23 protein-coding genes are annotated in these 22,839 nt (G+C 68.1%); 5 read left to right on the plus strand and 18 right to left on the minus strand.

Translation table 11 applies throughout. The features are described 5' to 3' along the window. Positions 1 to 124: 124 nt before the first annotated feature. Positions 125 to 3,733, minus strand: coding sequence for a LamG domain-containing protein (locus tag CP983_RS24870; protein WP_150501885.1), 3,609 nt, complete (start codon positions 3,731 to 3,733; stop codon positions 125 to 127). A gap of 234 nt (positions 3,734 to 3,967) precedes the next feature. Further along, positions 3,968 to 5,302 (minus strand): VCBS repeat-containing protein, encoded by a 1,335-nt coding sequence (locus CP983_RS24875; protein ID WP_229914776.1) that lies wholly within the window; start codon positions 5,300 to 5,302, stop codon positions 3,968 to 3,970. Between the two features lie 628 nt (positions 5,303 to 5,930). On the opposite strand from CP983_RS24875, the gene CP983_RS24880 reads away from it, so the two are divergent. The 4 genes from CP983_RS24880 to CP983_RS24890 all read left to right on the plus strand — a co-directional run bounded on the left by CP983_RS24880 (position 5,931) and on the right by CP983_RS24890 (position 10,786). After that, positions 5,931 to 7,922, plus strand: coding sequence for a glycosyltransferase family 2 protein (locus CP983_RS24880; protein ID WP_150501889.1), 1,992 nt, complete (start codon positions 5,931 to 5,933; stop codon positions 7,920 to 7,922). 14 nt (positions 7,923 to 7,936) lie between these two features. Then, complete coding sequence (locus tag CP983_RS45090; RefSeq protein ID WP_341874894.1) at positions 7,937 to 8,122, plus strand: helicase associated domain-containing protein; 186 nt, start codon at positions 7,937 to 7,939, stop codon at positions 8,120 to 8,122. A 230-nt stretch (positions 8,123 to 8,352) separates the two neighbouring features. Next, the gene (locus CP983_RS24885) at positions 8,353 to 8,901 is read left to right on the plus strand and encodes a DUF4262 domain-containing protein (protein ID WP_150501891.1); all 549 of its coding nucleotides are present in this window, start codon (positions 8,353 to 8,355) and stop codon (positions 8,899 to 8,901) included. 1,114 nt (positions 8,902 to 10,015) lie between these two features. Continuing rightward, positions 10,016 to 10,786 carry a DeoR/GlpR family DNA-binding transcription regulator gene (locus CP983_RS24890; RefSeq protein WP_150501893.1) on the plus strand — a complete coding sequence of 257 codons (771 nt, stop codon included), beginning with the start codon at positions 10,016 to 10,018 and terminating at the stop codon, positions 10,784 to 10,786. Here the strand turns inward: CP983_RS24890 and CP983_RS24895 are convergent. The 3 genes from CP983_RS24895 to CP983_RS24905 form a co-directional block, all read right to left on the minus strand. After that, a protein-coding gene (locus tag CP983_RS24895) for an IS5 family transposase (RefSeq protein ID WP_373309835.1) occupies positions 10,783 to 11,588 on the minus strand; the annotation gives its coding sequence in 2 pieces (ribosomal slippage) (positions 10,783 to 11,240 and positions 11,240 to 11,588; 807 coding nt in all). The two genes, CP983_RS24890 and CP983_RS24895, sit on opposite strands and share 4 nt — an antisense overlap. A 426-nt stretch (positions 11,589 to 12,014) precedes the next feature. Further along, positions 12,015 to 12,563, minus strand: a complete 549-nt coding sequence (locus CP983_RS24900; protein WP_150501895.1) for a GNAT family N-acetyltransferase — start codon at positions 12,561 to 12,563, stop codon at positions 12,015 to 12,017. A 274-nt stretch (positions 12,564 to 12,837) separates the two neighbouring features. Then, complete coding sequence (locus tag CP983_RS24905) at positions 12,838 to 14,754, minus strand: DUF3987 domain-containing protein (RefSeq protein WP_373309826.1); 1,917 nt, start codon at positions 14,752 to 14,754, stop codon at positions 12,838 to 12,840. On the opposite strand from CP983_RS24905, the gene CP983_RS45235 reads away from it, so the two are divergent. Then, entirely contained in the window at positions 14,732 to 14,818 is an 87-nt protein-coding gene (locus tag CP983_RS45235; RefSeq protein ID WP_425282263.1) for a hypothetical protein, read from the plus strand. The two genes, CP983_RS24905 and CP983_RS45235, sit on opposite strands and share 23 nt — an antisense overlap. A gap of 120 nt (positions 14,819 to 14,938) precedes the next feature. Here CP983_RS45235 and CP983_RS24910 read toward each other — a convergent pair whose 3' ends face one another. The 13 genes from CP983_RS24910 to CP983_RS24970 all read right to left on the minus strand — a co-directional run bounded on the left by CP983_RS24910 (position 14,939) and on the right by CP983_RS24970 (position 22,738). After that, the gene (locus CP983_RS24910; protein WP_150501899.1) at positions 14,939 to 15,139 is read right to left on the minus strand and encodes a hypothetical protein; all 201 of its coding nucleotides are present in this window, start codon (positions 15,137 to 15,139) and stop codon (positions 14,939 to 14,941) included. Between the two features lie 6 nt (positions 15,140 to 15,145). Next, positions 15,146 to 15,373: a hypothetical protein gene (locus CP983_RS24915; RefSeq protein ID WP_150501901.1), complete on the minus strand. Its 228-nt coding sequence runs from the start codon at positions 15,371 to 15,373 to the stop codon at positions 15,146 to 15,148. A gap of 13 nt (positions 15,374 to 15,386) precedes the next feature. Beyond that, positions 15,387 to 15,791, minus strand: a complete 405-nt coding sequence (locus tag CP983_RS24920; protein WP_229914774.1) for a RapZ C-terminal domain-containing protein — start codon at positions 15,789 to 15,791, stop codon at positions 15,387 to 15,389. Between the two features lie 17 nt (positions 15,792 to 15,808). Further along, complete coding sequence (locus CP983_RS24925; protein WP_150501905.1) at positions 15,809 to 16,405, minus strand: DUF6197 family protein; 597 nt, start codon at positions 16,403 to 16,405, stop codon at positions 15,809 to 15,811. A gap of 91 nt (positions 16,406 to 16,496) precedes the next feature. Continuing rightward, entirely contained in the window at positions 16,497 to 16,682 is a 186-nt protein-coding gene (locus tag CP983_RS24930) for a hypothetical protein (RefSeq protein ID WP_150501907.1), read from the minus strand. Further along, on the minus strand, positions 16,682 to 17,098 hold the full coding sequence (locus CP983_RS24935) for a hypothetical protein (protein WP_150501909.1): 417 nt from the start codon (positions 17,096 to 17,098) through the stop codon (positions 16,682 to 16,684). The genes CP983_RS24930 and CP983_RS24935 overlap by 1 nt, the downstream gene beginning before the upstream one ends. Positions 17,099 to 17,183: 85 nt before the next feature. Then, positions 17,184 to 17,480, minus strand: coding sequence for a hypothetical protein (locus tag CP983_RS24940; RefSeq protein WP_150501911.1), 297 nt, complete (start codon positions 17,478 to 17,480; stop codon positions 17,184 to 17,186). 262 nt (positions 17,481 to 17,742) lie between these two features. Further along, entirely contained in the window at positions 17,743 to 19,998 is a 2,256-nt protein-coding gene (locus CP983_RS24945) for a hypothetical protein (RefSeq protein WP_150501913.1), read from the minus strand. A 96-nt stretch (positions 19,999 to 20,094) separates the two neighbouring features. Beyond that, the gene (locus tag CP983_RS24950; RefSeq protein WP_030944638.1) at positions 20,095 to 20,682 is read right to left on the minus strand and encodes a DUF2304 domain-containing protein; all 588 of its coding nucleotides are present in this window, start codon (positions 20,680 to 20,682) and stop codon (positions 20,095 to 20,097) included. Positions 20,683 to 20,708: 26 nt separating this feature from the next. Beyond that, positions 20,709 to 21,884: a DUF1682 domain-containing protein gene (locus tag CP983_RS24955; protein WP_150501915.1), complete on the minus strand. Its 1,176-nt coding sequence runs from the start codon at positions 21,882 to 21,884 to the stop codon at positions 20,709 to 20,711. After that, positions 21,881 to 22,075, minus strand: a complete 195-nt coding sequence (locus CP983_RS24960; RefSeq protein WP_150501917.1) for a hypothetical protein — start codon at positions 22,073 to 22,075, stop codon at positions 21,881 to 21,883. Before CP983_RS24960 ends, CP983_RS24955 begins: the two co-directional genes overlap by 4 nt. Continuing rightward, positions 22,072 to 22,488, minus strand: coding sequence for a WhiB family transcriptional regulator (locus CP983_RS45240; protein ID WP_425282254.1), 417 nt, complete (start codon positions 22,486 to 22,488; stop codon positions 22,072 to 22,074). Before CP983_RS45240 ends, CP983_RS24960 begins: the two co-directional genes overlap by 4 nt. Continuing rightward, positions 22,427 to 22,738: a helix-turn-helix domain-containing protein gene (locus CP983_RS24970; protein WP_150501920.1), complete on the minus strand. Its 312-nt coding sequence runs from the start codon at positions 22,736 to 22,738 to the stop codon at positions 22,427 to 22,429. Before CP983_RS24970 ends, CP983_RS45240 begins: the two co-directional genes overlap by 62 nt. Positions 22,739 to 22,839 lie beyond the last annotated feature (101 nt).

Here is a 22,839-nt window from a genome sequence, read left to right on the forward strand (position 1 = left end):
GCCACGAAACATGCGGTCGGATCCCCTTTCGGAGGAGACGTCATAGATGGGTTGGGGGAAAGCGGCATGGGACGGGTGTGCCGGGTCCCCGAGGACCCGGCACACATCAGGAAGTGACGGCTTGTCACATGTCGGGCACGGCTACCAGCGCGGCCATCTGCTGCACCGCGGTCCGGTCGGCGGCACCGCTGTAGACGCGGACCTCGTCGAGGGCGCCGGCGAAGTACTCGCTCGCCCCGCGCAGCGAACGGCCCACCTGCAGACCACCGGTGGCTGACCACAGGGTGTCGTTCTTGCCGTAGGCGCCGGCCACGAGCTGGCCCTCGACGTAGAGGCGGATCGAGTTGGCGAAGGCGTCATAGACGACGGCCAGGTGCTGGCCGGAGCCTCCGGTGTCGGGCAGTTCCTGGTTGTCGGTGAAGGTGACAACTTCCGCGGTCGCCGAGTCCGACTTGGCCACGGCCAGCTGCCACTGCTGGGTGGCAGCCTGGTAGCGGACCTGGACGCGGTTGGCGTTGGCGCCCGGCAGGGACAGCACCGTCTGCGACTTGACCGGATCCAGCGAGGTGAGCTGGGCGCGGGCAGAGATGGTGAAGCTGCTGTTGCCGGTGACCGGGGCGGCCGCGGTGGAGGCGTAGTCCCCTTCGCCGTCCAGGACCAGGTTGCCGTCGCCGACCAGGGCGGCGGTGTCGAACAGCGGGTCGGCCGGCCGGTAGATGGAGGCGTTCCCTGCGAGGGCCAGTGCCTGCCCACCGCCGGTCTCGGCGGAAGCACCGCTGGCGGCAGCGTCGAGCTGCCAGTAGCCCTTGCGCACCGGCTTGATCGTCATCAGCTCGGCGACCTGGGCTGCCGGCAGGACGCGGTCGAAGACACGGACCTCGGCGAGGTCGCCGACGAGGGGATCCCGGTAGCCGCTCTTGGCCGTCGCACGGCCGATCTGCAGCGGACCGTACGACTTCCAGGTGGAGCGCCGGCCCGCGGTGCCCTTCAGGTCCTTGTTGACGTACAGCTGGAGCTGCGGGCCACCGGACTTCTGCGCGTCGTACACACCGGTCAGCAACACCCACTGGTCCTTGACCACAGACACTCCGGTCGAGACGGCCTTCCACTCGCCGAGCGAGTCGACGTCATTGACCGGGACGGAGAACTTCCAGGTCTGCGCGCCGGCGTCATATCCCAGGGTGAATCCGGGCTCGCCGGTGCCGTCCTGGCTGATCACCGTCATGTTCCGGTCCAGCGCGGTGGGCCGCACCCAGGCGCTCACGCTGAAATTCTTGGAGGTATCGAGCACCGTCTCGCTGGTGTCCAGCCAGGCGTCGGCGCCGCCGTCGAAGCGGGCCGCCTTGTCGATCTTGCCGCCAGGGCCGTCCACGCCGAACGTGACAGCGGTACCGGCCGTGGCCGAGAACTCCTCGCTCTCGTCATGCGCCTCGGTGCTGCCGGCTTTGTCGGCGAGATTCCATTGGGCGAGGACGGGCTTACCCTCGCTGACCAGGAAGTGGTACGGGGTGCTGCTCTCATGGTTGGCCTTGTCGACGGCGATCACCTCGAGCACATGCCGTCCCGGCCGGGTCGGCATCCAGTCAACGGAGACCGAGCCGCCTGCCGTCGTCGGGAAGAGGTCCTTCAGCGCGGCGCCGTTGAAGGAGTACCGGTACTTGACGACGTCGCTCTCCGGGGCCTTGTCATTCGGGTTGGGCGCGAAGGTGAAGGTTCCGTACGTGCCCACACCGTCGTGGTAGGTGGTGTCTGAGGGGTACTGCGGGGAGTTCACCAGCGGCTCGCCCGGCCAGCTGCCGTCGTAGGTGAACTCGCAGCGCTGGGGGGTGTCACCCTCCGAACTCCACGGCCCGTAGCCATCACCGTCGGTCGCCCGCGCGCTCCAGTAGATGACGGTGTTCTCAGGGATCGTCGACCTGACGGTGTGCTCGAACTTGGTGCCGGATGTCGGCGACAGCCATTCCTTGGTCAGGTAGGTGTAGGACTTGGCCGTGCCGTTCTCGGTCCACTCGACCTTGAACTCGACCTTGACCTTGTCGGTCTGGCCGTTGCCGTGGTCGGGGTCGCTGGCGATGGCCTGCAGTTTCGGCGGCTTGTCCACGTAAGCGCGGCCCGAACCCCAACGGCACTGGCCTCCGGGGGCGATGTACATGTCCGACGTCTTGATCTGCCGCGGCAGGTTGTTGTACTTGATCGACAGGTAGGCGTTGCCGCAGATCCGCTTCCACTCGGCGAACCGGGACTCGTCGGCCGCGCGCAGGCCTAGCGTCATCGCGTTCCAGCCGCCTGCGGCGGCGGACTTGATCTCATTGGTCAGCTCGCCGCTCTCGCCGCCTTCGAAGTGCAGGTTGGCCTGGCTGGAGCAGGAGGTCGGGGAGATCGCCTTGTCGACGGTCTGCAGATGGTCCACCCAGTCGTCCGAGGTGTTGGACCAGTTGCTGGACGAGGTGAGCGAGTAGTCCTTGCCGCCGACCCGGTACAGGCGGATGGGCTCGGCGGTCGGCGTGGCGCTGTAGATGTGCTCCACCCGGGCGGAGAACGTCGCCTCGATGATCTGCTTTCCCTTGTAGTAGGAGAGCGGCATCGTGAACATCGTGCGGCGCACGCCGACGCCGTTGCAGGAGACCGGGTTGTAGTCGGTGGGGCACTTGCCGACGCCGGCGCTGCCCGAGTACTTCCAGTCCTGCTCGCTGGGCATCCCGGACATGATGCCGGTCCAGGACGCACGCGAGGTGGTGCGCTGGATGGGGTCGATGACGACCGGGTAGACGGTGTCCTCGCCGCTGAGGAGCTTGTGGTCGGGGAGCAGGCTCAGCTTGTCCTTGCCGACCTCGAGGCCGAGCGGGGCGGTCCGTCCGCCGCCGCCCGGGCCTTCGAGGGCCGGCTCGGGTGCTGTGCCGGCCTGCGGTCCGGGCGTCGTGCTGTCCTCAGCACCGGCCGCGGCGGCAGAGGTCAGTGCCTTGGCCACGGCCTTGGGGCCCTGCTTGCGGGCGGCGGCCTCGGCCACGGCGGCCGAGTCCCACATCTCGGGCTCGCCCGCCTGAAAGACGGTGCCGCCGACAACGGCGTCCTCAGCCACGATGGCCCCGGCGGCGTCCTCGGCGACCTTCAACCCCTTGGTGCTCATGCCCAGGTCGATCCGGTCCAGCCGCGGGTCGGCCGCCGCCTCCGCAGTCTTGACGACCAGCAGATGGCCGAAGCCGTCGGCCTCGGCCCGGACGGTGAGGTCCACACCGGGCAGGACGTCGACGTAGGTGGCGGTGTCCCCCTCGACGCGTGGCGCGGGCAGCTTGCCGTACGGCCAGGTCAGAGCGAACTCACGCCCCGCCCGCTGCATCGTGACGAACGGCTTGGACGCCTTCCCGGCCGTGAAGGTCAGGTCGACAGTGGCGGCCTTCGGTCCCCAGCTGCCGTCGGCCCGCTCCACCAACGTCGCGTCGATGTCGACCCACTTGCCGTCCCGAACCGTGCGGACGGGCTCGGTGTACTCGCGGGCGGTGAAGGTGCCGTCGGGCTCGGCAAAGATCTCTCTGCGCTCGGTGCGCAGGCCGACGACCTCGGTCTTCTTGCCGCTCTCCTGCGCGACGGCGAGGGCCTGCTGCTCGGTCTGCATCGGCTCGTCGGCGGCCACCGGCGTCTGATTCGCCGGGCTGCCTCCTCCGCCGGGGAGGACCGTCACGCCGGCCACCACCGCGCCAGTGACGGCCGCCGCCACGGCGGCACGAAGCACCATGCCTCGCCGTATCGGTCTGTGTCTGTCTGCGGACACGGATCTACTCTCCACTTGGTTCACGTATGCCTAAAAGGTCCGTTGGGTCGGAACGCCGGGTCCGGCAGGGCCACACCGCGTACTTGACGGGTCGTCAATGGAACCGGCGGCATGCGGGCGCCCGTGAGGGCTGCCGCCTGCTTCGGATCGCGCGGGTTCACGGCCGCCGGGTAGGCAAGTACGGGCGTGGCTACGCCGTCAGCGCGTGGTGGTGCCGAAGGCGACGCCGCCCGCCGGGATGCCGCCTTCGCCAGGCTTGAACGTCTGGGTCGGCGCGCCGCCGGAGGCCACGTTCCAGGGGAAGCCGTAGACCGCTCGTCCCTCGGCCGGGCCGTAGGGGACGCCCACGTACAGCAGCGAGGAAGTGGCATCCAGTGCAAGGCCGGTGAACATGCGCGGTGCCGGTGCGGATGGCACCCCGAATGCGGGGTCGATCGAGACATCGGAGGCACCGGGCGCGCCGACCAACGGGACGATATGGACGCCGCCCTCGTCGGGGAACTCCTCGGTCGTTTCCTCGCCGGGCACGCCGATCGCGAGCCTGGTGGTCGTGCCCGTGGACGTCGTGTTCGGGGAGGTGTTGACGGCGGCGAGCCGCTTGCCGAAGAGGTCACCGGCCTCTCCCGCGCCGTCCACATCCGCGGTGTTCTGACTGATCCAGGCGGTCTCGGTGAAGGTGCCGGCGGCCGTGAGCCGGAAGACCTGGACCGCGCCGGCATCGACCGTCGTCAGGCCGTCCTCGCCGGGAACGCCGACCGCAAGCAGCGACTCGGTGGTGGAGGTTGAGCCGGAGGGCCGGTAGGGGACCATCGCGAGTGCGGTGCCGAACTGGTCGCCGACCTCCGCGTCCCCGCCGACCGTGTCCTGGTCCTGGCCGAGCCCGCCGAGCGGCTTCGGGTAGCCGGAGGTCAGCGTGTGGCTGAACCAGCCCACACCGCCGGCAAAGGTCGCGGTGCCCAGGGCCTCGCCGGGTGTGCCGACGGCGAAGTGGGTCGGGGTCGCGGCGAGTGCGCTGCCGAAGCGGTCGTCCTGCTCCGCAACACCCGCGACGGCACCTCCGGTCTCAGTGTCCTGGTTGATGCCGACGACCGTTTGCGCGGTGCCGCTCACGTAGTAGAAGGAGCCCGCGTCATCGACGGTGCCGATCGACTCACCGGGGGCGCCGATCAGCAGGTAGGGGGTGCCGCCGGAGGTCTTCCCTGCCGCGACCGCATACCCGACCCAGTCGTCGGCTTCTGCGGTGCCGCCCAGCGGCTTGTCGCTGCCCTGGTAGATCTCCTTCACGGCCTTGCTGCCCGCGTTGAGGCCACTCGTGGAGCCGTAGATCACCTGCACGCCGCCGGCGTCGGGCGTGGTGCCGATGTCCTCGTACGGGGAGCCGACGACCAGGTCGCTGCAGCCGTCGAGGTCGGCGTCGTAGACGGCCAGCGCGTGGCTGTACTGATCGCGGGCCTCGGGGACGCCCGGGACGCCGTCCGTTGCCTGCGAGAGCGTGAGGGTGCCCTTGCCGCCGCCGTAGACGACGTGCACCACACCTGCCTTCTGTATGCCGTCGACGCTTGCTTCCGGGTCGGCGATCGCAGTGTCCCTGGCGCCGTCGCCGTTGAAGTCCGAATCGGTGCCCGATGGGCACGCGACAGCGGCTGCGGCGGGTGTGCCTCCGGCTGTGCCTCCCAATGTCAGCAGTGCCCCTGCCAGAACAGTGGCGGCACTACACCGCCATGCTTTCCCCACCCTTGACACAGATACCCCGTACATAAAGAGAAGCTAAAGAAGGTTTCAAGTGATCATCGCTTTACGCGAAGTGCGTGCGCAATACACGCCCTGCCACTCATGGATATGACAAAGATCACAGCGCTTCCACATATTGCACATAGGACACACATAGGCGCACGTAGGTATCGATCATCCCGAAGTCGCCCGTCAGGGCATCGCCACTCGCGTGACCTGCGGCAAGCTTCCGCTCCGGTCGGCAGGTCCGACTCTGCCCTGAGCGCTCCTTCATCGGGTGGTCATCCCGAGGGCACAGGCGGGTCATGGTATCTTCACATTCCTTTGTGGCACCTTCCCCGCAAAATGGCGCCCAAATGGCATCCGGTCGGCCAATAGAAAAGCCATCCAAATAAGGGGTGTGCCCCGTATTTTTTTGGAGAGCGAGACGATGGCTGCCCCGGCCGTTTCGGTAATTGTTGCCGCCTACAATGCAATGCCTTATCTGACGCGTTGCATTACGTCCGTTGCTGAGCAGAGCATCGGTCAGGGCGAGCTTGAGGTCATCGTCGTCGACGACGGCTCAACCGACGGGACAGCCAAGGAACTGCACCGGTTGTCCGGCGTGTATCCCGGGTTGATCAAGATTTTCGAGCAGGCGAACTCCGGCGGCCCCTCGGCCCCTCGGAACGCGGGACTCGATCACGCTCGCGGGCGGTTCGTGTTCTTCCTGGACGCCGATGACTACCTGGGCCCGCAGGCCCTGGAACGCATGGTGGCGATGGCCGAGAAGAACGGCACCGACGTCGTGCTGGGCAAGATGGTGGGCGTCGGCGGACGCGAGGCGCCGGCCTCGATGTTCCGGCGTGACCAGCCGAAGACCGATGTCTTCTCCTCCCGCGTCTACTGGACGCTCAACCCCATGAAGCTCTTCCGCCGGGACCTGCTGGAGCGTCACGCCTTGCGCTTTCCCGCGGACCTGTCCATCGGCGAGGACCAGCTCTTCGTAGGACCCGCCTACCTGAACGCGGCGGGCATCTCCGTACTGGCCTCCTACGACTGCCTGTACTGGGTACAGCGTGAGGACGAGGGCAACATCACCCTGCGCACCGGCGGCACCGAGCCCCGGCTGACCTTCCTGCCGCGCGTGGTCGACATGATTCTGGAGAACGTGCCGCCCGGCCCCGGCCGCGATCACCTGGCGCACCGGCACCTCACCGTCGAGGTGCAGCAGCTCCTGGAGCATCTGGTGCACGAGCCCCGCCTCCAGCAGGAGAAGGCCCTCGCCCGCCTCGCGGAGACCCTCGCGCCGCTGTGGCACGAGGGCCTGAACGGCCGGCTCTCGGCCATGGCCCGGCTGCGGCTGTACCTCGTGCGGCACACGATGCTCGACGAACTCCTCGCCCTCGCACGGTTCGAGGAAGAGCTCGCCCGCAGCGCCGTGTCCACGCCGGTCATCGTCGACGGCGGCCGCGCGCTCGCCCGCTATCCCTTCCTCCGCGATCCCGACCGTGCCATCCCCGATCACTGCTACGACGTCACGGCCCAACTCGGCGTACGCCACCAGGTCAGCCGTGCCGAGCTGCGCGGCACCACGCTGCACCTGACCGGGCACGGCTACCTCCACCGCGTCGCCACCGAGGACGTCAGCACGGAACTCGTACTGCGCGAACGCGACACCAAGGAGGAGTACCGGCTGCCGGTCGCGCACACCATGACGCCCGGACTCGGCGCTGACAAGGACAGGGGGCACTACCGATACGAGAAGGCCGGCTTCGAGGCCGCCGTCGACATCACCACGGCCGCCGACGGCAGTCCGCTGCGCGACGGGCTGTGGGACATCTCCCTCGCCATCGGCGCCCAGGGCATCACCCGAGAAGTCCGCATCGGCAGCAAGCGGTCCGCCGCCGTGTCCGGCAAGGCCGCCACACACATCGTGGGCACCGCCGAGGAGCCGAGGGCCGCCACCCTCTACACCACCCACCCGCACGGCAACTTCACGCTCGACCTCGGCGAGCGGAAGCACGCAGTACTGCCCCACCTCGGCCTGGACGACCATGTTCGGTGGGCCTCCGACGCCCCCACAGAGCTGGAGTTCACCGGCCGCTGCACCCTCGCCTCCCACCCCAACGGCGCGCTCGTCGTGGCCCTCCGCAACGACCGGGGAGACAGCGCGTCCTTCCCTGTCTCGGCCACCGGCGCCGCCTTCGTCGTTCGCGTCCCCGTCGACGGGCTCCCCGCCGGCATCTGGAACGGCGAACTGCGGCTCGGTGACTGGGCGCTCCCCCTCCCGACTCTCCCCGGCGACCTGACTGCGGCGAAGTGGCGGCGCCGAGCCCTGCCCTGGTACGCAAAACCCGCGGCCGACGACGAGAAAAGCTTCGCCCTCCACGTCGCTAGGACCGACTTCGTTAAGGCGATGACTCGGCGCATCAACCCCTAAGGAAGACCAGGCCCGTGACGGACTGGGCCCGTTGGCCGGCACTGAAGCGGTACACCGAACGAGAGGGCCACGCCCGGGTCACGATGGGGCACAAGGAGGGCACGTTCCCGCTCGAGGAGTGGATCGCCGAGCAGCGGCGGGTACCAGGGGCGGTCAAGCGACCGCAGCGCACGTCCAGCGGCTGTAGAAGCTCGGCATGATCTGGAGCGTCCCGACGAACGCTTCCAGGACAATCTATCGGAGTGGAGACGTCGCAAAGCAGCTCAGCAGAGCCCGTGAAACACGTTTGCTTGAGTCAGCCTGGTTTTTGTGCGGTAGTGGGTTCTCAGATCTTGGGAGACGGGTGCGAAGGGTGACGATGTCGTTCGATGCATGAGTGGTGCCGAACCCCGACTGGCCGACTCAAACGCTCACCTCGTAGTCTCCACGCATGACAGATGATCCCTTCCAGTGTCGATGCGTTCTCTGCCATGACTACGGTGACCGGGACGAAGCGGACCGCGTCGATCTGACGATCATCGAGAATGTGCAGCAGCACGGATGGCACGTCGTGATGGTTCCCGAGGACGAGATTGGTCCTGGATTCGCCTACACGATCGGCCTCGCTCACACTCACGCCGCACCTGAACTCGCCATGTTCGGACTCGATGTCCACGCCATGCACCGGATGCTCAACGGGCTCGGAGCTAGGGTCGCCGCGGGCGCTGTACTGGCTGACGGCCAGAGGCATCCTGACGTCGCCGACGGCCGCCAAGTCGCGCTCAGGCAGGCGGATCTTCGCTGGTACCGGACCTTCTTCGGACGGGCCATCGGGTTCTATCGCCGGCCTCCTTTTCCCGTGCTGCAAGTTGCGTGGGCCGACATGAATGACCACTTTCACTGGGAAGAACAGGCTGAGGAGAAGCATCGGGAGTCACAGCCTCAGCTGTGGCTGCCGCCAAGTAAGCACCCTGCTGGGATCTGGACGACTGAACTCTGACCTTGAACGTGCCGACCAACGACAGACCAGCAGTCGCGGAGACAACGTCGACGTACTGCAGAGCGCTGTCAGCTAGGCCCAGCAAGATGGGCTCGGCCAGTCGGGACGCCATCTCGATGTAGGTGCCGGCGGTGGTCAGGTCTTGGCCGGAGGAGTGAAACCCCCGCGTTGGCAGGTCCGGAAGGGCTCGCCGATCTCATAACAGGCCAGGGCGGGGGACGACGCTCAGCGCGACGACGGTAGGATCCGCCGGAGCCCCGCCCTCAGATATTGGCGGGACGAGGCAGACCGGCGATGTGTAGCCAGGTCCTGGCAGTCTGCCGGCCAGCGGCCTCTAGCCCGGCCGTCGGCCAGCCGTGGTGGATGTACAGGCGTCGTAGCATCGCCAGAGTCACAAGCGGAGCTCCAGCACAGCGAAGAGCGGCTTCCTGGGGACTGATCTGCATCTGCCGGTACTCGAAGTGCTCGTCAGGTCCGGTCGCTGGGGCGCTTTGAGCTTCTGTGTAGAACATCAACAGTCCATGAGTCTGTCCGTGCGCGACGGCTGAAGTGGCCCGCCAAAGAAGAGCGCCCAGGCTGCCACCCGGGGCGATGACATCGCCCGCCATCTCTGTCGTGCTGGGCGCCGAAGACGGTCCCAGGTAGCAGGGCCGCACCTTGTCCGCGATCTTCCCTCTCACGGAAAACCCATGGTGCCGGGCAGCACGCAGGATGCGTTCGGTTCGCTCTCTCGCGCGTTGGCGAACGGCCTCTCCTTCCGCGGTATGGCCGTTGCCCAACATCAGTGACTGCTCTTTCAGGCTCTGCAGTCGGTAGTTCATGTAGCGCCGTACCCGCTCTCGGGCACCGACGTCCGGCTCCAGCAGAAACCACGGCTTATAAGGGCTAACACAATGAGGCGGATGGCCCCCAGAGCCTCTTGCCCAGTGCAGGATGGCGAGCGGATGTTATGTGACGGCCGGCGACCTGGGCTGCCTTCAAACGGGTCGACTCGACCGGCCTCTGGATGGGAAGCCAGAGCAAGGGCGGCACCGCCTCGGATGCCCGAGCAGTCGTCAACTGCGTCTAGACGTGGGCAGGTTGCGCTTGTCCGCAGCGTGTAGTGTCCCGTTGCGTGCTGGCTGAACGACGACACCAACTCATCTTGCAGGCCCTGCGTTCCGGCGGCACCGCCTCCGTGGCCGACCTCGCCGAGCAGCTTGACTCCAGCGCGGCGACCATCCGCCGTGACCTCCTCAAGTTGGAGGCAGGCGGGCTGCTCACCCGTGTCCATGGTGGAGCGGTCATCGATGAGGAGCGAGCTCCCTTCAACGAGGCTGCCGAGGTTCTGGTGGCAGAGAAGGACGCCATTGCCGCCCAAGCGGCCACGATGATCGAGGACGGCCAGTCGGTCATTCTCGACAGTGGCACAACGGTCCACCGGCTGGCACTTCAACTGCACGGTCGCCGACTTACCGTGATCACCAACAACCTCGCTGTGTATGACGAGCTCATCGGCGACGAGAACATCGACCTGATGCTGCTCGGGGGCATGGTCATCCGTGAGTCACGCATGCTGGACGGTTTCATGGCTGAGGACAACCTTCGTCAAGTTCACGCCGACTGGTTGTTCATGGGTGCTTGTGGCCTCCGCCCCGGGGGCCAGGTCATGGACACCACCGTGGCAGAGGTGCCCGCCCGACGCGCCATGATTGCCGCCGGCGACAAGGTGGTGCTTCTGGCCGACAAGACTAAGTTTCCGGGAACCGGCATGGTGAAGATCTGTGGCCCCGAGGACCTGGACGCGATCATCACCAACGCATCGGAGGACGACGCGACCTGTATGGCCCTGCGCGAGGCCGGCGTGAAAGTAATACCGACGGCTCCGGCCACAGCCGACGGCTAACAAAGGCACTTGCACTGCCGGTAAACGATGAGGCAGCAGGCGAGCTTGAGGAACGCTTCGTGGATGTCGGCTCGCCGTTCCCATCGGATCCTCAAGCGTCGGAAGCCGTGCAGCCACGCGAAACTCCGTTCTACGACCCAGCGGTAGGTGCCCAGTCCCGTGCCGTGCAGGTTGCCGCGGCGGGCGATGGCGGGCACGATGCCGCGGGCGCGGACCTGGTCGCGGTAGATGTCGTGGTCATAGCCGCGGTCCGCGAACAATGAGTCCGGCTTACGGCGGGGGCGGCCGACCCGGCCGCGGGCCGGTGGGATCGCGTCGAGCAAGGGCAGCAGTTGGGTGACGTCGTTGCGGTTGCCGCCGGTCAGCAGAACGGCGAGCGGGGTGCCGTGCCCGTCGGTGATCAAGTGGTGCTTGGAGCCGGCCCGGCCCCGGTCGACCGGTGAAGGGCCCGTGTGGCGCCCCGTTTTAGCGCGCGGACGTGGGAGGAGTCGACCACGCAGCGGGACCAGTCCAGCCGCGAAGCCGCGTTCAACTCGGCGAGCAGCACCTCATGCAGACGCTGCCAGACGTCGGCCTCGTTCCAGTCCCGCAGCCGCCGCCAGCACGTCATGCCCGAACCGAAACCCAGTTCTTGCGGCAGGTACTCCCACTGGATCCCCGTGTGCAGCACGTACAGGATTCCGCACAGCACGTCCCGGTCCGGCAATGCCTTGCGGCCCGGATACCGGAACCTGCGCTCGCGCTGCGGCAGCAACGGCTCCAGGCGGTCCCACAACTCATCCGACGCGATCCACGGCGACATCCCCACGACGGACTGAACGCTCAACTACCGCCCTGGACACGGCCACCAGGACCGATCCACCTCTTTGTGTTAGCCGTTGTTAGACGCGCCGAAAACCGACGCAGCCGTCTGGCATGGTCTGAGGTTGAAGCGGGGGCCCGACTGCTCCTCGCGCAGGACACCCAGCAGGATCGCGAGGCCACTCACGAAGCTCTCCGAGACCTGTTCGACTGCCGGATTCGAGCCATCGCAAGTCGACGGTGAGCCCGAGTTGTTCATCAGGCCCGAGCGCCATCAGCATCTCCGCCGACCAGCCCGCTGAAGCCAGCGATGTCCTGGCGGTCACCCAGCGCTTGGGACGTGGAACCATTCGAAGACGTTCGTCGATCCCGGGTCTGTGAAGAATCGTCGACCGGCCGCCTTGATCGGCACGTCACCGGTACCGACTCACACGGGCATGGTGGGATCCGTGTCGGTGGCCAGCCGCCCGTGGCGTTCGACATCGAAGCGGACACCGTCGTACTCCAGCTTCTGTCGCTCGATGCCCTCCACTGCAAAGCCCGCAGCTTTGGCCACCCTGCATGAAGCCGGGTTGTTGATCCGATGGCCCAACTCCAAGCGGAACAGGCCGGGCTCGTCGAAGGACCAGCGGGCCAGAGACCGACATGCCTTTGACGCGATGCCCTTGTTCCGGGATGTTGTCGTCGTCCAATACGACACCCAACCGGTCCGGTGGCGCTGGTCTACCACCCTGACTGCGGCGTTGCCCAACACCACATCCATGGCATCGACCGCAGCGAAGGCAAATCCCTCACCTGAATCCCACTGATCAGACTGATGCGTGAGCCATCGGTAGGCCGCGTCCAGTGACGCGACCGGCTCGCTGACCTGATACCTCATGACCGGATCAGCGAACGCAGCCAACACCGACTGAGCGTCCCTGACCGTCCAACGGCGCAGCCACAGCCCCGAGGAAGCCTCTAAACGATCACGCATTCCCGAGAGTCTTCCGTAGCCGCCAGCGTGTCGCCACCCTTTCTCACTCAAGGATCAAGGCGTGCGCTCGGCGCGAAAGTTGCTTGAGGCCCGCCGACACATCCGCGGGTCGGCTTGGCCAAGGGCTCCCGATATAACGGACTCCAAGCAACGCGATTGATGCGCGCCCGCTGTTCGTCTTGAAGGGGACCCCTGAAGCACTTCGCCGATTTCTCCAGGATTGCCCGGGGGAAGCCCTGTAGCAGAGTGAGGATTGAGGCGTCCGGTGCCTAGCTCAAATGAGGGGCAAAGAGGGATGGACTCGGTACACCGCAGCCGGCTGTCGGCCCCGCGATCCAGCGCGTTCTCCAAGGAGTCGACGGACGTAGCCGTGCTCCTTGAGGAGTCTCAGTGCCGGAGACGTGGAACTCACGGTGGGGAAGGCCCGGCGGCGTGCTGTGACGAGTTCGTGGGCCTTGAAGCTGGTCACGTTGGTTCTCTGGATCCAATCGAGCACCAGCTGAGCCTTCTCGCTGTCAGTGTCAGTTTCCATGAGGTTGAAGGCGGCCAGGGCGTGGGTGGTGTAGTACGTGCCAATCGCGATGGCCCGCTCGACCGTGGCCGCTTCGATCGGCTCGCCCCAGCGACCCGTGGCGCGGTCGGCAAGGTGAAGAAGGCCGGCGATGCGGGCCACCGCTCCGACGTACTTGCCCGCCCAGTCTTCGATGTGTGCCAGAGCGCCGTCGGGTCGCAGTTGGGGCTCGATCGCTTCCTGAAGTCTGATCACGGTCTGGTCGGCCGGACCGGAGCACTTGATGGTGACGGGCTCCGGGAGATCCGTGAGGCTGTGGACCAAGGCAGTGAGCCGGGTGCCGTAAACGCGGTGGGTCTTCTCTGGGATCGGCGGGACAATAATCCTGCGGTAGCCGAGGGTTGATTTCGGGATGGAGAAGAGGAAGCGGGCCAGGAGGCCTCGGCCGCGGGCACCCGGGGTCTGCGCGAGGTCCGTCAGTACTGGGGGCTGAAGGGTGACGCCGATGGTGAGGGCGGGCTTCTCGCCCAAGTCTGCTTCGCGGGTGATGCGTTCGGCCTGAAGGCGTTCGCCCTTGTGTGCTTGGAGGAAGACGCCGAGGTTGGGGCGGGAGCTGTAGCGGCCCGCGATGATGTCGAAGAGGTCGCCCTCCGGGGATAGGACGCCAAGGGGGCCGTGTGTACTCAGGAGCTTCGTCAGGGTCTCGGGGGTGACGTCACCCGATGTGGTCAGGCGGGGCTTGGGCGGAACGACGATGGACTCGGCCGCCATGCGTAGGCCGACGGCCTCGGCGACCAGGGAGGTGGCTGTCTTGGAGTCGTCGACCTTGCGCGCCTTGGCCATGATGGCTTCGGCACGAGCTTCCGCAGCTTCCTTCTCGACCTCTGCCTGGATGATTGAAGGGCGAGCCTCCTCCTGCATGGACGACTCGATGTCGTAGATGGGGCGCGTCATGGCGGCGAAGACGTCCGATTTGCGGGAAGCAGGGGGCATGGCGACGACCAGGTAGAGGTTGGTCTGCTCGACCCAGCCGTCGCGGATCTGGACATGGACGCGCCCGCCTGCGGCGGTGGAGAGCGCGGCGATTGCCATGGTGGCAGCCATGTCGGCAGGCGTCTGGGTGAACTCGGCGACAGCGTCGACCTGCTCGGCTACCCAGGTGGGCAGGGCCTCAACGGGGAAGGCGGGCAGTGGGACCTGTTGGCCGATTGGGGTCGGAGCAGGCCAGCGTTCCTCGACCGTTGTGCGGTCGAGTGCGTGACGTGCTGCGGCAAACAACTCGTCGTGGTCTTCACCGGATTCGCGTGCGGCCTGGATGAGCCGGGTGCCGAGCGTCGCGATCTGCCGCCGATCCGCATGCTCGCGCACGATCTTCGCGTAGTGCTGTCCCACCCCGGCTGTTGGCACGGCCCCGTAGAGGGTGTGCAGATAGGACCTTCCACCCACCTGCTGAAGGTCGCCCGCCTTGGACAGCGCGTCGGCGAGAACGACCGGCGTCGGACGGATGCCGCCTGCCACGAGCTCCTGGATCGCGCGCCAGATTGTCTCGTGGGCGGGGCGGTAGAACACCGCAGGGTCCTGTCCGAGTTCTTCTTCGATCTCGGACAGGACGCCTTCATCGACCATGGCAGCGCCGAGGACGATCTGTTCGGCTTCGATGTTGTTCGGGGCCTCGGCCAAGGCGATGACGTTGTCGCTGTGGGCGTGCTGGGGCGTGCTCACGCCACTCCTTTCGGTGCGGTAAGGGATTCTGTGGGACGGCATCAGGCGGTAGCCAGGCCGGTCTGAGGTGGGTCCGGACTCGCGGGCTGCGACACCGAGCTCTCGGCGCGGCGGAATACACGCCGGGAGGGCCTTGTGGTGGTCAGTCGGTGTGGTCGTAGCGGTGGCGAGCGATGAGGAGCGTGAGCAACTCGGGGTCGTTGGCCTGACCCGCGTACGACCCAGCCGGGGACCAGGCGTGCCACCAGAAGGAGACAGTGCCGCGGTAGTCCTCGCTGGTGACGGCGACGGTGTAGCCGTTGTGCTCGCCGAGTTGGACCGGGCCGCCGCAGATCCTCTTCATCAGAGCTCACCGCCCGCCTTCCGCGGTCGACGACGCGGGGCCGGGGCACGTGCTCGCGTGGGCGCGGGCCCATGCGGTGGCCTTCTGCTGGAAGTAGCCGAGGTCCTCGTAGTCGGGCACGGTAAAGGCGGTGTTGTGGCCGTGGGGACACTGGGCGACGGCCAGCAGCGCAACCTCCACTGCGGTGTTGTCGCCGTCGTGCACGGCGGTGGTGGCAGGGATGGGGATCCGCATGGAAACCCTCCTTTCAGGCGCTGCGGCGGGGGAGGATCGGCCGGGCGATGTGGCGGTGGGTGACGTGGACCTCACCGTCGAAGGCGTGCAGGACGCGGAGGCGGAAGGCGAGTTCGAGGGCGACGGAGCGGTGGCGGCCGCCGAAGCACGAGACGTGGACGTCCACCTGATGCCGGCCTTCGGCGAGGCGGTCGCGGATCTGCTGCATGGCTGTCTCGACCAGGCGGTCGGCGCCGGGGGTGGCCATGACGTAGCGGGCGACCTCGATGTCCCGGCCGGTCTTCTGGGTGAGCTGGGCGCGGACCGCGGGGTCGTCGGGCGGGTTGTGCAGCGAGGTGGTGTCGACGACGACCGGGTCAGTGGCGGCCGGGTCGTCGTCGTGGCCGGTGCCGTACGAGGTGATGCGGATCGTGGTCACGATGTCCTCCTGGGTTGTCAGCGGGCTTCGATGGCGGCGGTGCGCAGGAGGGTGAGGACTTGCTGCTTGGTACGTCCGGGGGCGTCGTTGAAGGCGATGAAGCTGCCGCCGGTGCCGCGGGCGAGGACCTCGTGAAGGCGGGCGCTGGCGCGATGGAGGGTGCCGGCGTCGCCGTAGCCCAGTCGCAGCAGGACGAACTGGGCGCCGCGGATGCAGACCTCGCCGTGTTCACCCCGGTCGGCATTGGTGGTCCAGCCCCAGCGCTCGATGACGAGGGCGGTCAACTCCAGGTGCTCGCCGATGGTGAGTTGGCGTCCGGCGCCGAAGCGGTTGCGGACGAGGGGGATCGACAGGGCCCATTCCGGCAGGCGGCGCAGCCAGGCCGGGGGTGGATTCAGGTCCGGCGAGGGGCCGGCGGCCGGTGTGGGGGCGAGGTCGCGCATTGCCTCGTCGACGAGTTCCCGGGTGGTCTTGGTGACCAGAGGGTGGGCGGTGGTGCGGGTGAAGGCGGCGAGGCAGCGCTCGATCTCAACGACCAGGCTGTCTAGGTCGATCGGTGCTTCGGTACCGGCTCCGGCGGCGCGGCTTGCTCTGGCCAGGGTGGTCGTGCTCATCTCGTACGTACCTCCTGCGTGCGCGAGTGCGCGGGTTGGGGAGGGGCGCCCCCTGGTGCTGTCCAGGCGAGAAGGGGGCGCCCCGGTCGTGTCACAGGCCGTTGCGGTCGGGCCGGTTGGCGTTGTAATTGGCGATGTCCTGCACGGTGATCCCGGCCCGGCGGGCGGCCGCCATCGCGGCCGCCATCGGGCGGGGGTCGGTGGCGCACCCGCTCAGTGCGTGCTGCCAGACCAGGTCGGCCGCTTCCTTCAGCAGCTGCTTGCGGTCGGCGGCCATCAGCTGAACAGGCTCCAGCGCCCGGCCTTGGCTTTGGCGTCCCTGCGCCGCCGGTCCGCGTCGCCGACCCGCTTCTCCAGGCCCGCGATCTCGGCCTCGTCGAGCGGGTGGACGACGTTCGGGTCGACGGGCCCAGCGACCTGAGGGCCGGGGCTGCCCAGGCGCCGCATGTTCCTCGGCTTGTCCTCGTAGACGGGGCCGAAGTTCTGGCAGAGCGTCTCTGCCGAGTAGCCGCCGTCGGTGCACGGGTTGTTGGTGAAGGGCAGGCGGCTGGTGAAGACGTACTCGGAGTACATCTGCGGGTCCTCGTACGGGGTGCGGTCGACCGCGATGTTTGCGATCACGTAGTACGGCTTGCCGAGGTCGAGCTGCTTGGCGAAGTTCTTCGCCTCGCTCGGCTGCCAGGTCTTGCCCATGACGTGCTCCTTTGCCTGTCGTGTGACGGGGTGGGGGCGGGGCGCCCCGAGTGCTGTCCAGGCGAGCGAGACGCCCCGGGATGGGTCAGTGGAGCGCGGCCGCGCAATCGAAGTGGTCGCCCTTGCGATCGGCGTCGACGCAACGGCGAGCGCGCTGGGCGTAGTGCCGGGTGCACTTCTCGGTGTGGCGGAAGACGCGGTCGTGGATCTGATCGAGGGTCTCCTCGCCCTTCGGCTGGCCCTCGCCGTCACACTCGGTGCAGGTGATCTTGATGAAGCGGCCGGTGACGGCGTCGATCTCCTCGCCCCACGCCTGACACACGGACTCGCGGCCCCTGGCGTGCTTGAGGACGACCATCTGGGCGATGACCTTGGTCGACATGTGGTTCCCCTTCGGGTTGGGGTGGCGTCCCGGGTGCTGTCCAGGCGAGCGGGAGCCGGTCTGTTCTGTCCTGTTCTGGCGGGCGGTTGAGTGAGTGGTCGACCTCCAGTCGATGTCGGTTCCATCCCGGTTTGCCGGGTGGTCGCCGGAGCGGTCCGGGTAGTCGGTCGACCGGGCGGAGGCTCCTCGCGACCAGGGTGCGTACTGGGGCATTCGGGGCGTCACCAGGGCTCGACCGGGGCTTTGACCAGGTGGTCTGCCCCTATTTGCGTGCGGCGTCGGCGAGTTGCTCGCGGGTGTAGCCGTTGGGGTTGGCCATGCCGTCTATGGGGCCGAGCTTTCGGGTGGTGCCTGCGCCCGCGTCCCGCAGTCGGGCCTGCAAGGAGGTCGGGGTGAGGTCGCCGTAGCGGGGGTTGTGGCTCTGGAGGAGGTCCACCAGGCGCTGGGTGCGGACGCGGTCGACGCCGGCGCGGTCCAGAACGATGAGGCAGTCGGCGAGCAGTCCGCGGGCGGTGGCCTCGGCGGCGTGGTTCTTGACGTACTCCACGGCGTCGCCGGTCAAGGTGCCGGCCTCCTCGCGCAACTGGCGGCCGCGCAGGCAGATCTCCTTGAACTCAGGGAGGTCGATGACGTCCGCCTTGAGTGTGGCGTGCCCGTCGTCGCTGCCCTGGTCCAGGACGACGACACCGCGGCTGGCTTCGGTCAGCAGGTGCGGGGCCGCGCCACCTGCGACCGCGTCGTCACCGAGGACCATCTTGGCGCTGCGGTCGCCCTTGACCCGGTAGGAGGCGCGCTTGGCGCACACCTCGCGCAGCTTGGTCGGCACGGAGTCTGCGTCCGGGCGCTGGGTGATGAACACGCCCATGCCGCCGACGAAGCGGGTGACGCGGACGTAGCGGGCGAAGCCTTCGACCATCAGGTCGCGGCCGGAGCGGGTCTTGCCCCGGCCCCCGGCGTCCGGGTCACGGTCCTCGTCGACCGGGACCTGCACGAGGGCGGCGCCGTCCAGGAGCTCCTGGAGCTCGTCGACGACCAACAGGACCGGACCCATGCCCTTCTTGGCGAGATCGGGAGTGATCTTCCCCTCGGGTACGGACTCGGGATCCTCCTCGTACAGACGGTCCAGTTCGGTGCCCCGGTCCTGCATCTCCTCGATGGTGACGCCGATGACGTCGAGGACCTCGCGGATGATCTCGGGGGTGGCCCCAGCGATCCACCGGTGAGCGATGTGCCGCAGCGGTGCCCAGTCAGGGCCGGTCTTGCCAGTGATGACGACGATCCGCACGGTCGGGTCCAGCGCAGCCGCGGCCGCCACAAGGCGGGCGAGGTAGGACTTGCCGTAGCCCATCAGCCCGCCGATGAGCAGGGAGAACCAGATCAGGTGGAGGGTGTGGCGGCCCCTGCGGGCGTCCGCTCCGAGCGGCACGCCCTGCTTCCAGAAGTCCCACCGTTCGGCTGTGATCAGCTCGGAGGGGTTCTTGGCGGTGCCGTAGGGGTTGTCCTCGTCGGCGACCCACAGGATGAACCGACCCTCGTGGCCCTCGTCGGAGGTGTCGGCCGACATCTCGATGCGGGTCTTCTTGATCCGCATCGCAGAGGCGAGGTCCTCGACCCTGCTGATCGCGGCGGACGCCTTCACCCCGCGCGGGAGCTCCACGGTGGCGGTCCATCCCGGTCCGGACGGCTGGATCACCCCGGCGAGGTGGGTCTCGTCGCGCTGCGCCTCGGTGATGATCCCGGCCTTGACCAGTGCGGTGACCAGGTCCGCTTCGCCCTGGACACGGCCCGACTCACGCTTGATGAGGCTGACCCGACCGAGGTTGGTGAGGGTGTCCGGGACGAACGCCTCCTCTGCCGGGATGGGCTCTCCTGTCGCCTGGTCGACCATCACAACCATCCCGTCGGCCTGCCCAGCCTGGGTGAGTGACCCGCCGACGAGGGGACGCGAGAGGTACCACCAGCCGAACGGCGCGGCGCCCAGGGCCGCGAGGGCAGCCATCGGCTCGGCGGCGGCAACGTTGACGTACACCACGGCGACGCCGATCGCGCTCGCGAGGCGGCCGGCCTTCTTCGCCCACCGTGCCCGCGACAGGGACCGGCCGTCGACCTTCATCCGGTCGGCGTCCTCGCTGCCCGTGATGACGGACAGCTGCGCTTCGGCCGCCGCCAGCTCGGGGGCGACGCCAGCGGCCTCATCCTGTGACGCGTGCCGGAGCTTGGCCTGCAATGCCTTGACCCGGCCCCGAACTTCGGCTTCCCGGCCCTGCTGGGCCAGGCGGCGCTTGCGCTCGACCTCCTGGGCCAGCTGCTCGTCGGTGACGTCCGCTGTCGCGAACCAGGTCTGCAACCGCTGTGCGACGCGGGCGCGCTGTTCTGCGAACGCCACGGCGGATCGGGTACGGCGGCGGGCCGTCCACTCCTTCGCCCGCGCGGTGCGGGTCGCTTCCTCCGTCTCGATGATCTCTGCGTCGACGACGTCGTCGGGATCGCCCGGGTGGGGGTGTATCTCGATGGCCATCGGTCCGGTCCTCTCCCGGGGCGCATCTCGCGCCCCGGATAGCTGGATTGCTGGCTCGTTGACTGTCTGCTTGCTGGGGAACTCGCTGGTCGTGGCCTAGAAGCCGGACCAGACGTTGCCGAGGCCGGTGGCTGCGGAAACTCCCAGGTTCTGGAGCATCGGGCCGAAGGTCGTCGGGGCGAGAACCACCCCGAACAGGACCAGCGCGAACGCGTGCCACGCGTTGATACGGCCCTTCTTGACCATCAGGAAGGTGAAGATCGCCAGGCCGATGCCGAGGGCGGCAAGGACGCTGATGCTGCCCGTGCCGGCCGCCTGGACTTGGACCTGCTGCTGGTTGTAGGCGGCGGGGTTGCCGCCGACCGCGCCCGTACCGGCGCCGGCGCCTTCGCGCAGGGTGGAGTCGATGCCCGCGGTGCCGGGGGCAGTGGTCGTGTCGGCGGCGAGGGTGATCACGGTGTCGTGATGGGCGGCGTCGGTGCGGTAGGTGGCGCTGTCGAGTCCGCGGACGTGGAGGGTCTTGCCGGAGGGGAGGACGACCGGGGTGCCGGTCGCGTGGTCGACGGCGGCCTCCACGGTGGCGGTGGTCGTCTCGGGGGTGTCGGCGTGGACAGTGCTGGCGGTACCCAGGAGGGCAGCGGCGGCGGCACCGGTCAGTGCGAGGATTCGGATGATGCGGGCCATGGTCGTGTTCTCCTTCGCGGGGCGGGTCAGTTGGACTGGCGGGCGGCCGCGAGGGCCATCTGCTTCTTGGCGGCGGGGTGGTACTTGACGGTGCCGGGGCGGCGGCGGGGCGGGGTTCCGCCGTTGCGCTTGCGGCCGTCCTCGCCCCGCTGCTTCGGCGCCTTCGCCCGGGCCGTGGACGGCTCGCTGTCGGCGGCGGGCGTTTGGGAATCGACCTGCGGTTTTTCGTCCGTCTGTGAGCCGTCCAGAGGGCCGTTCTGGGCGATGCGCACGGCACGCTTGGCAGTGCGCATGTGGGCGATCCTGTCGGCCGTCGAGCCGGGCTCGGCGCCGTGGATTTCCACGCAGGCGCGGGCATAGGTCTTCTCGCTCGGGACGACCTCCGGGGCCTTCGTACGGCCCAGGCCGGATCGGCGGCCGGGGCGGACTTCGCCGTACGCGGCGGCGAGGTCTAGAGCCCTCTCCCACACCTCGGCATCGCGGGCGGCGCGGGCTTCGTTGACCGCGTCCAGCCGCTGGAACTCGGCACGGTCCGTGCGGCGCTGTGCCCGGCGGACGGACCGTCGGGTGCGGTTCTCACGCTTGGCGATTCGGCCGTGCTCGTGGAGGTCCCAGATCATGGGGCCAATCACGGAGCACAGCGCGCCGCCGATCCCGGTGGCCATGCCGTACTCGGCGCTGCCGTGCGCGTAGTTGATGCCGGCGGCGACAAGGGCCTGGAGCAGCGCCCCGAGCCGGTAGTGCCAGGACGGGCGGCCCTCGTCGATGGCGGCCTGCGCTCCGCACAACAGCGCCCAGGCGACGCCCTCCAGCACGAACGGTGCGGCGACGAGGAACCAGGCGTGCGCGTCCCAGAAGGCCATGACCTGCATCGGCAGGCTGACCACGACGCAGACGATCGCGATGGCCTTTGCGGCGGTGCGCCAGGTGGCGGCGGACTTCGCAGCTCGGGCCTTGGCCTCGGCCGCCTCCCTGCGGGCATCGTCTCGCTGACGCTGCTCATCGGCGGCCGCGGCGAGGTCACGCTGGATCTCGCGCTGTGCACGTGCCGCGGCCTTCTGGTCCAACAGCTCCTGACGGCGGCGCTCACTCTCGTTCTTGATGCGCTTCGCTTCCGCGTCAGCTCGTAGCTGCTCGACACGCGCGAGGCTCTCGGCGTAGGTGCTGCCGGACGTCTCGGGGTGCAAGTCGGTGACGCTCACCGGATTCCTTCCTCCGGCACGGCCGCGGGCGCCGTCCCGTTGAGCTTGCTGGATGTGCTGCCGATGAGCAGATGTGCGGCTTCGGCGGCGAGGATCTGCTGGTCGCCGATCTGCAGGTACTCGTCGAACTCGTCGGCGCTCCACGCCTCGGGGTCGCCGTGCTGGTCGCGGAACTGCTTGAGCGCCCTCACGCCGCCACCCCCCGCCGCTTCCGAGCAAGGTGGCGTAGGAGCGTGGCTCGCTCCTCAGGCGTGGTCGCACCGAGGACGGCGTACTTGTCGCGAAGACGAAGGCCCTGAACGAGGCACTCCCGTAAGACGGGGCAGCCTCGACAGATCTGTTTGGCGAGCTCCACTCCGTCGGCGCTCTTGGCGAAGAACAGCTCGGGGTCCTTCCCAGCACACGCGGCGTTCTGCTCGATGGCCCTGCTGAGTCGGCCCAGCCGGCTGCGCTCGGCCTGGCGAGCACGCCAGTCAGCGGAGACCACTGCTAGACGCTTGCTGCCGCTGATCGTCCCGGCGGTACGTCGTGGCGTGGCCATCTCAGCCAGCCTCCGCAGCGGCTGACGCATCCGCGCGCCAAGCGGCGGTCCAGTCGGCGGCATCCACGAGCTGCCCGGAGCGGGTGACCGACTCCATCAGCAGCTCGATCGCCCTGATGGGCACGAGGATGCGACCGCGGATCTTGATCCCGGGGAATTCGCCGTCACGGATCGCCCGCCACAGCGTCTGGTAGCTGACGCTCAGCTGCTCGGCGGCCTCGTCGATGGTGATGGCGAGGCGGTTGGGAGCGTTACCGCCCTTGACGCGCTGCAGCTTCACAGCGGGGGCCGGCTGACTAGCCTGGTCCTGCATCGTGCCTCCTGGTCAAAGCAGGGGGTGGGTGTCGGCCTCGGCGAAGGTCTTCGTGGTGGTGGTGCACCGCGGGCCGGACTTCGTCGGGGCCGTTGTGCTTG

Source organism: Streptomyces chartreusis (genome assembly GCF_008704715.1).
Lineage (GTDB): Bacteria > Actinomycetota > Actinomycetes > Streptomycetales > Streptomycetaceae > Streptomyces > Streptomyces chartreusis.

Excerpts from the sequence above, each read along its gene's own strand:
- CP983_RS24885 (WP_150501891.1), top strand. The coding sequence starts at position 8,353 with ATGACAGATGATCCCTTCCAGTGTCGATGCGTTCTCTGCCATGACTAC.
- CP983_RS24930 (WP_150501907.1), bottom strand. The coding sequence starts at position 16,682 with ATGGCCGCCGACCGCAAGCAGCTGCTGAAGGAAGCGGCCGACCTGGTC.
- CP983_RS24900 (WP_150501895.1), bottom strand. The coding sequence starts at position 12,563 with ATGCGTGATCGTTTAGAGGCTTCCTCGGGGCTGTGGCTGCGCCGTTGG.
- CP983_RS24910 (WP_150501899.1), bottom strand. The coding sequence starts at position 15,139 with ATGAAGAGGATCTGCGGCGGCCCGGTCCAACTCGGCGAGCACAACGGC.
- CP983_RS24925 (WP_150501905.1), bottom strand. The coding sequence starts at position 16,405 with ATGAGCACGACCACCCTGGCCAGAGCAAGCCGCGCCGCCGGAGCCGGT.
- CP983_RS45235 (WP_425282263.1), top strand. The coding sequence starts at position 14,732 with ATGTTGTTCGGGGCCTCGGCCAAGGCGATGACGTTGTCGCTGTGGGCG.
- CP983_RS24945 (WP_150501913.1), bottom strand. The coding sequence starts at position 19,998 with ATGGCCATCGAGATACACCCCCACCCGGGCGATCCCGACGACGTCGTC.
- CP983_RS24880 (WP_150501889.1), top strand. The coding sequence starts at position 5,931 with ATGGCTGCCCCGGCCGTTTCGGTAATTGTTGCCGCCTACAATGCAATG.
- CP983_RS24970 (WP_150501920.1), bottom strand. The coding sequence starts at position 22,738 with ATGCAGGACCAGGCTAGTCAGCCGGCCCCCGCTGTGAAGCTGCAGCGC.
- CP983_RS24870 (WP_150501885.1), bottom strand. The coding sequence starts at position 3,733 with ATGGTGCTTCGTGCCGCCGTGGCGGCGGCCGTCACTGGCGCGGTGGTG.
- CP983_RS45240 (WP_425282254.1), bottom strand. The coding sequence starts at position 22,488 with ATGCCGCCGACTGGACCGCCGCTTGGCGCGCGGATGCGTCAGCCGCTG.
- CP983_RS24915 (WP_150501901.1), bottom strand. The coding sequence starts at position 15,373 with ATGCGGATCCCCATCCCTGCCACCACCGCCGTGCACGACGGCGACAAC.
- CP983_RS24950 (WP_030944638.1), bottom strand. The coding sequence starts at position 20,682 with ATGGCCCGCATCATCCGAATCCTCGCACTGACCGGTGCCGCCGCCGCT.
- CP983_RS24940 (WP_150501911.1), bottom strand. The coding sequence starts at position 17,480 with ATGTCGACCAAGGTCATCGCCCAGATGGTCGTCCTCAAGCACGCCAGG.
- CP983_RS24935 (WP_150501909.1), bottom strand. The coding sequence starts at position 17,098 with ATGGGCAAGACCTGGCAGCCGAGCGAGGCGAAGAACTTCGCCAAGCAG.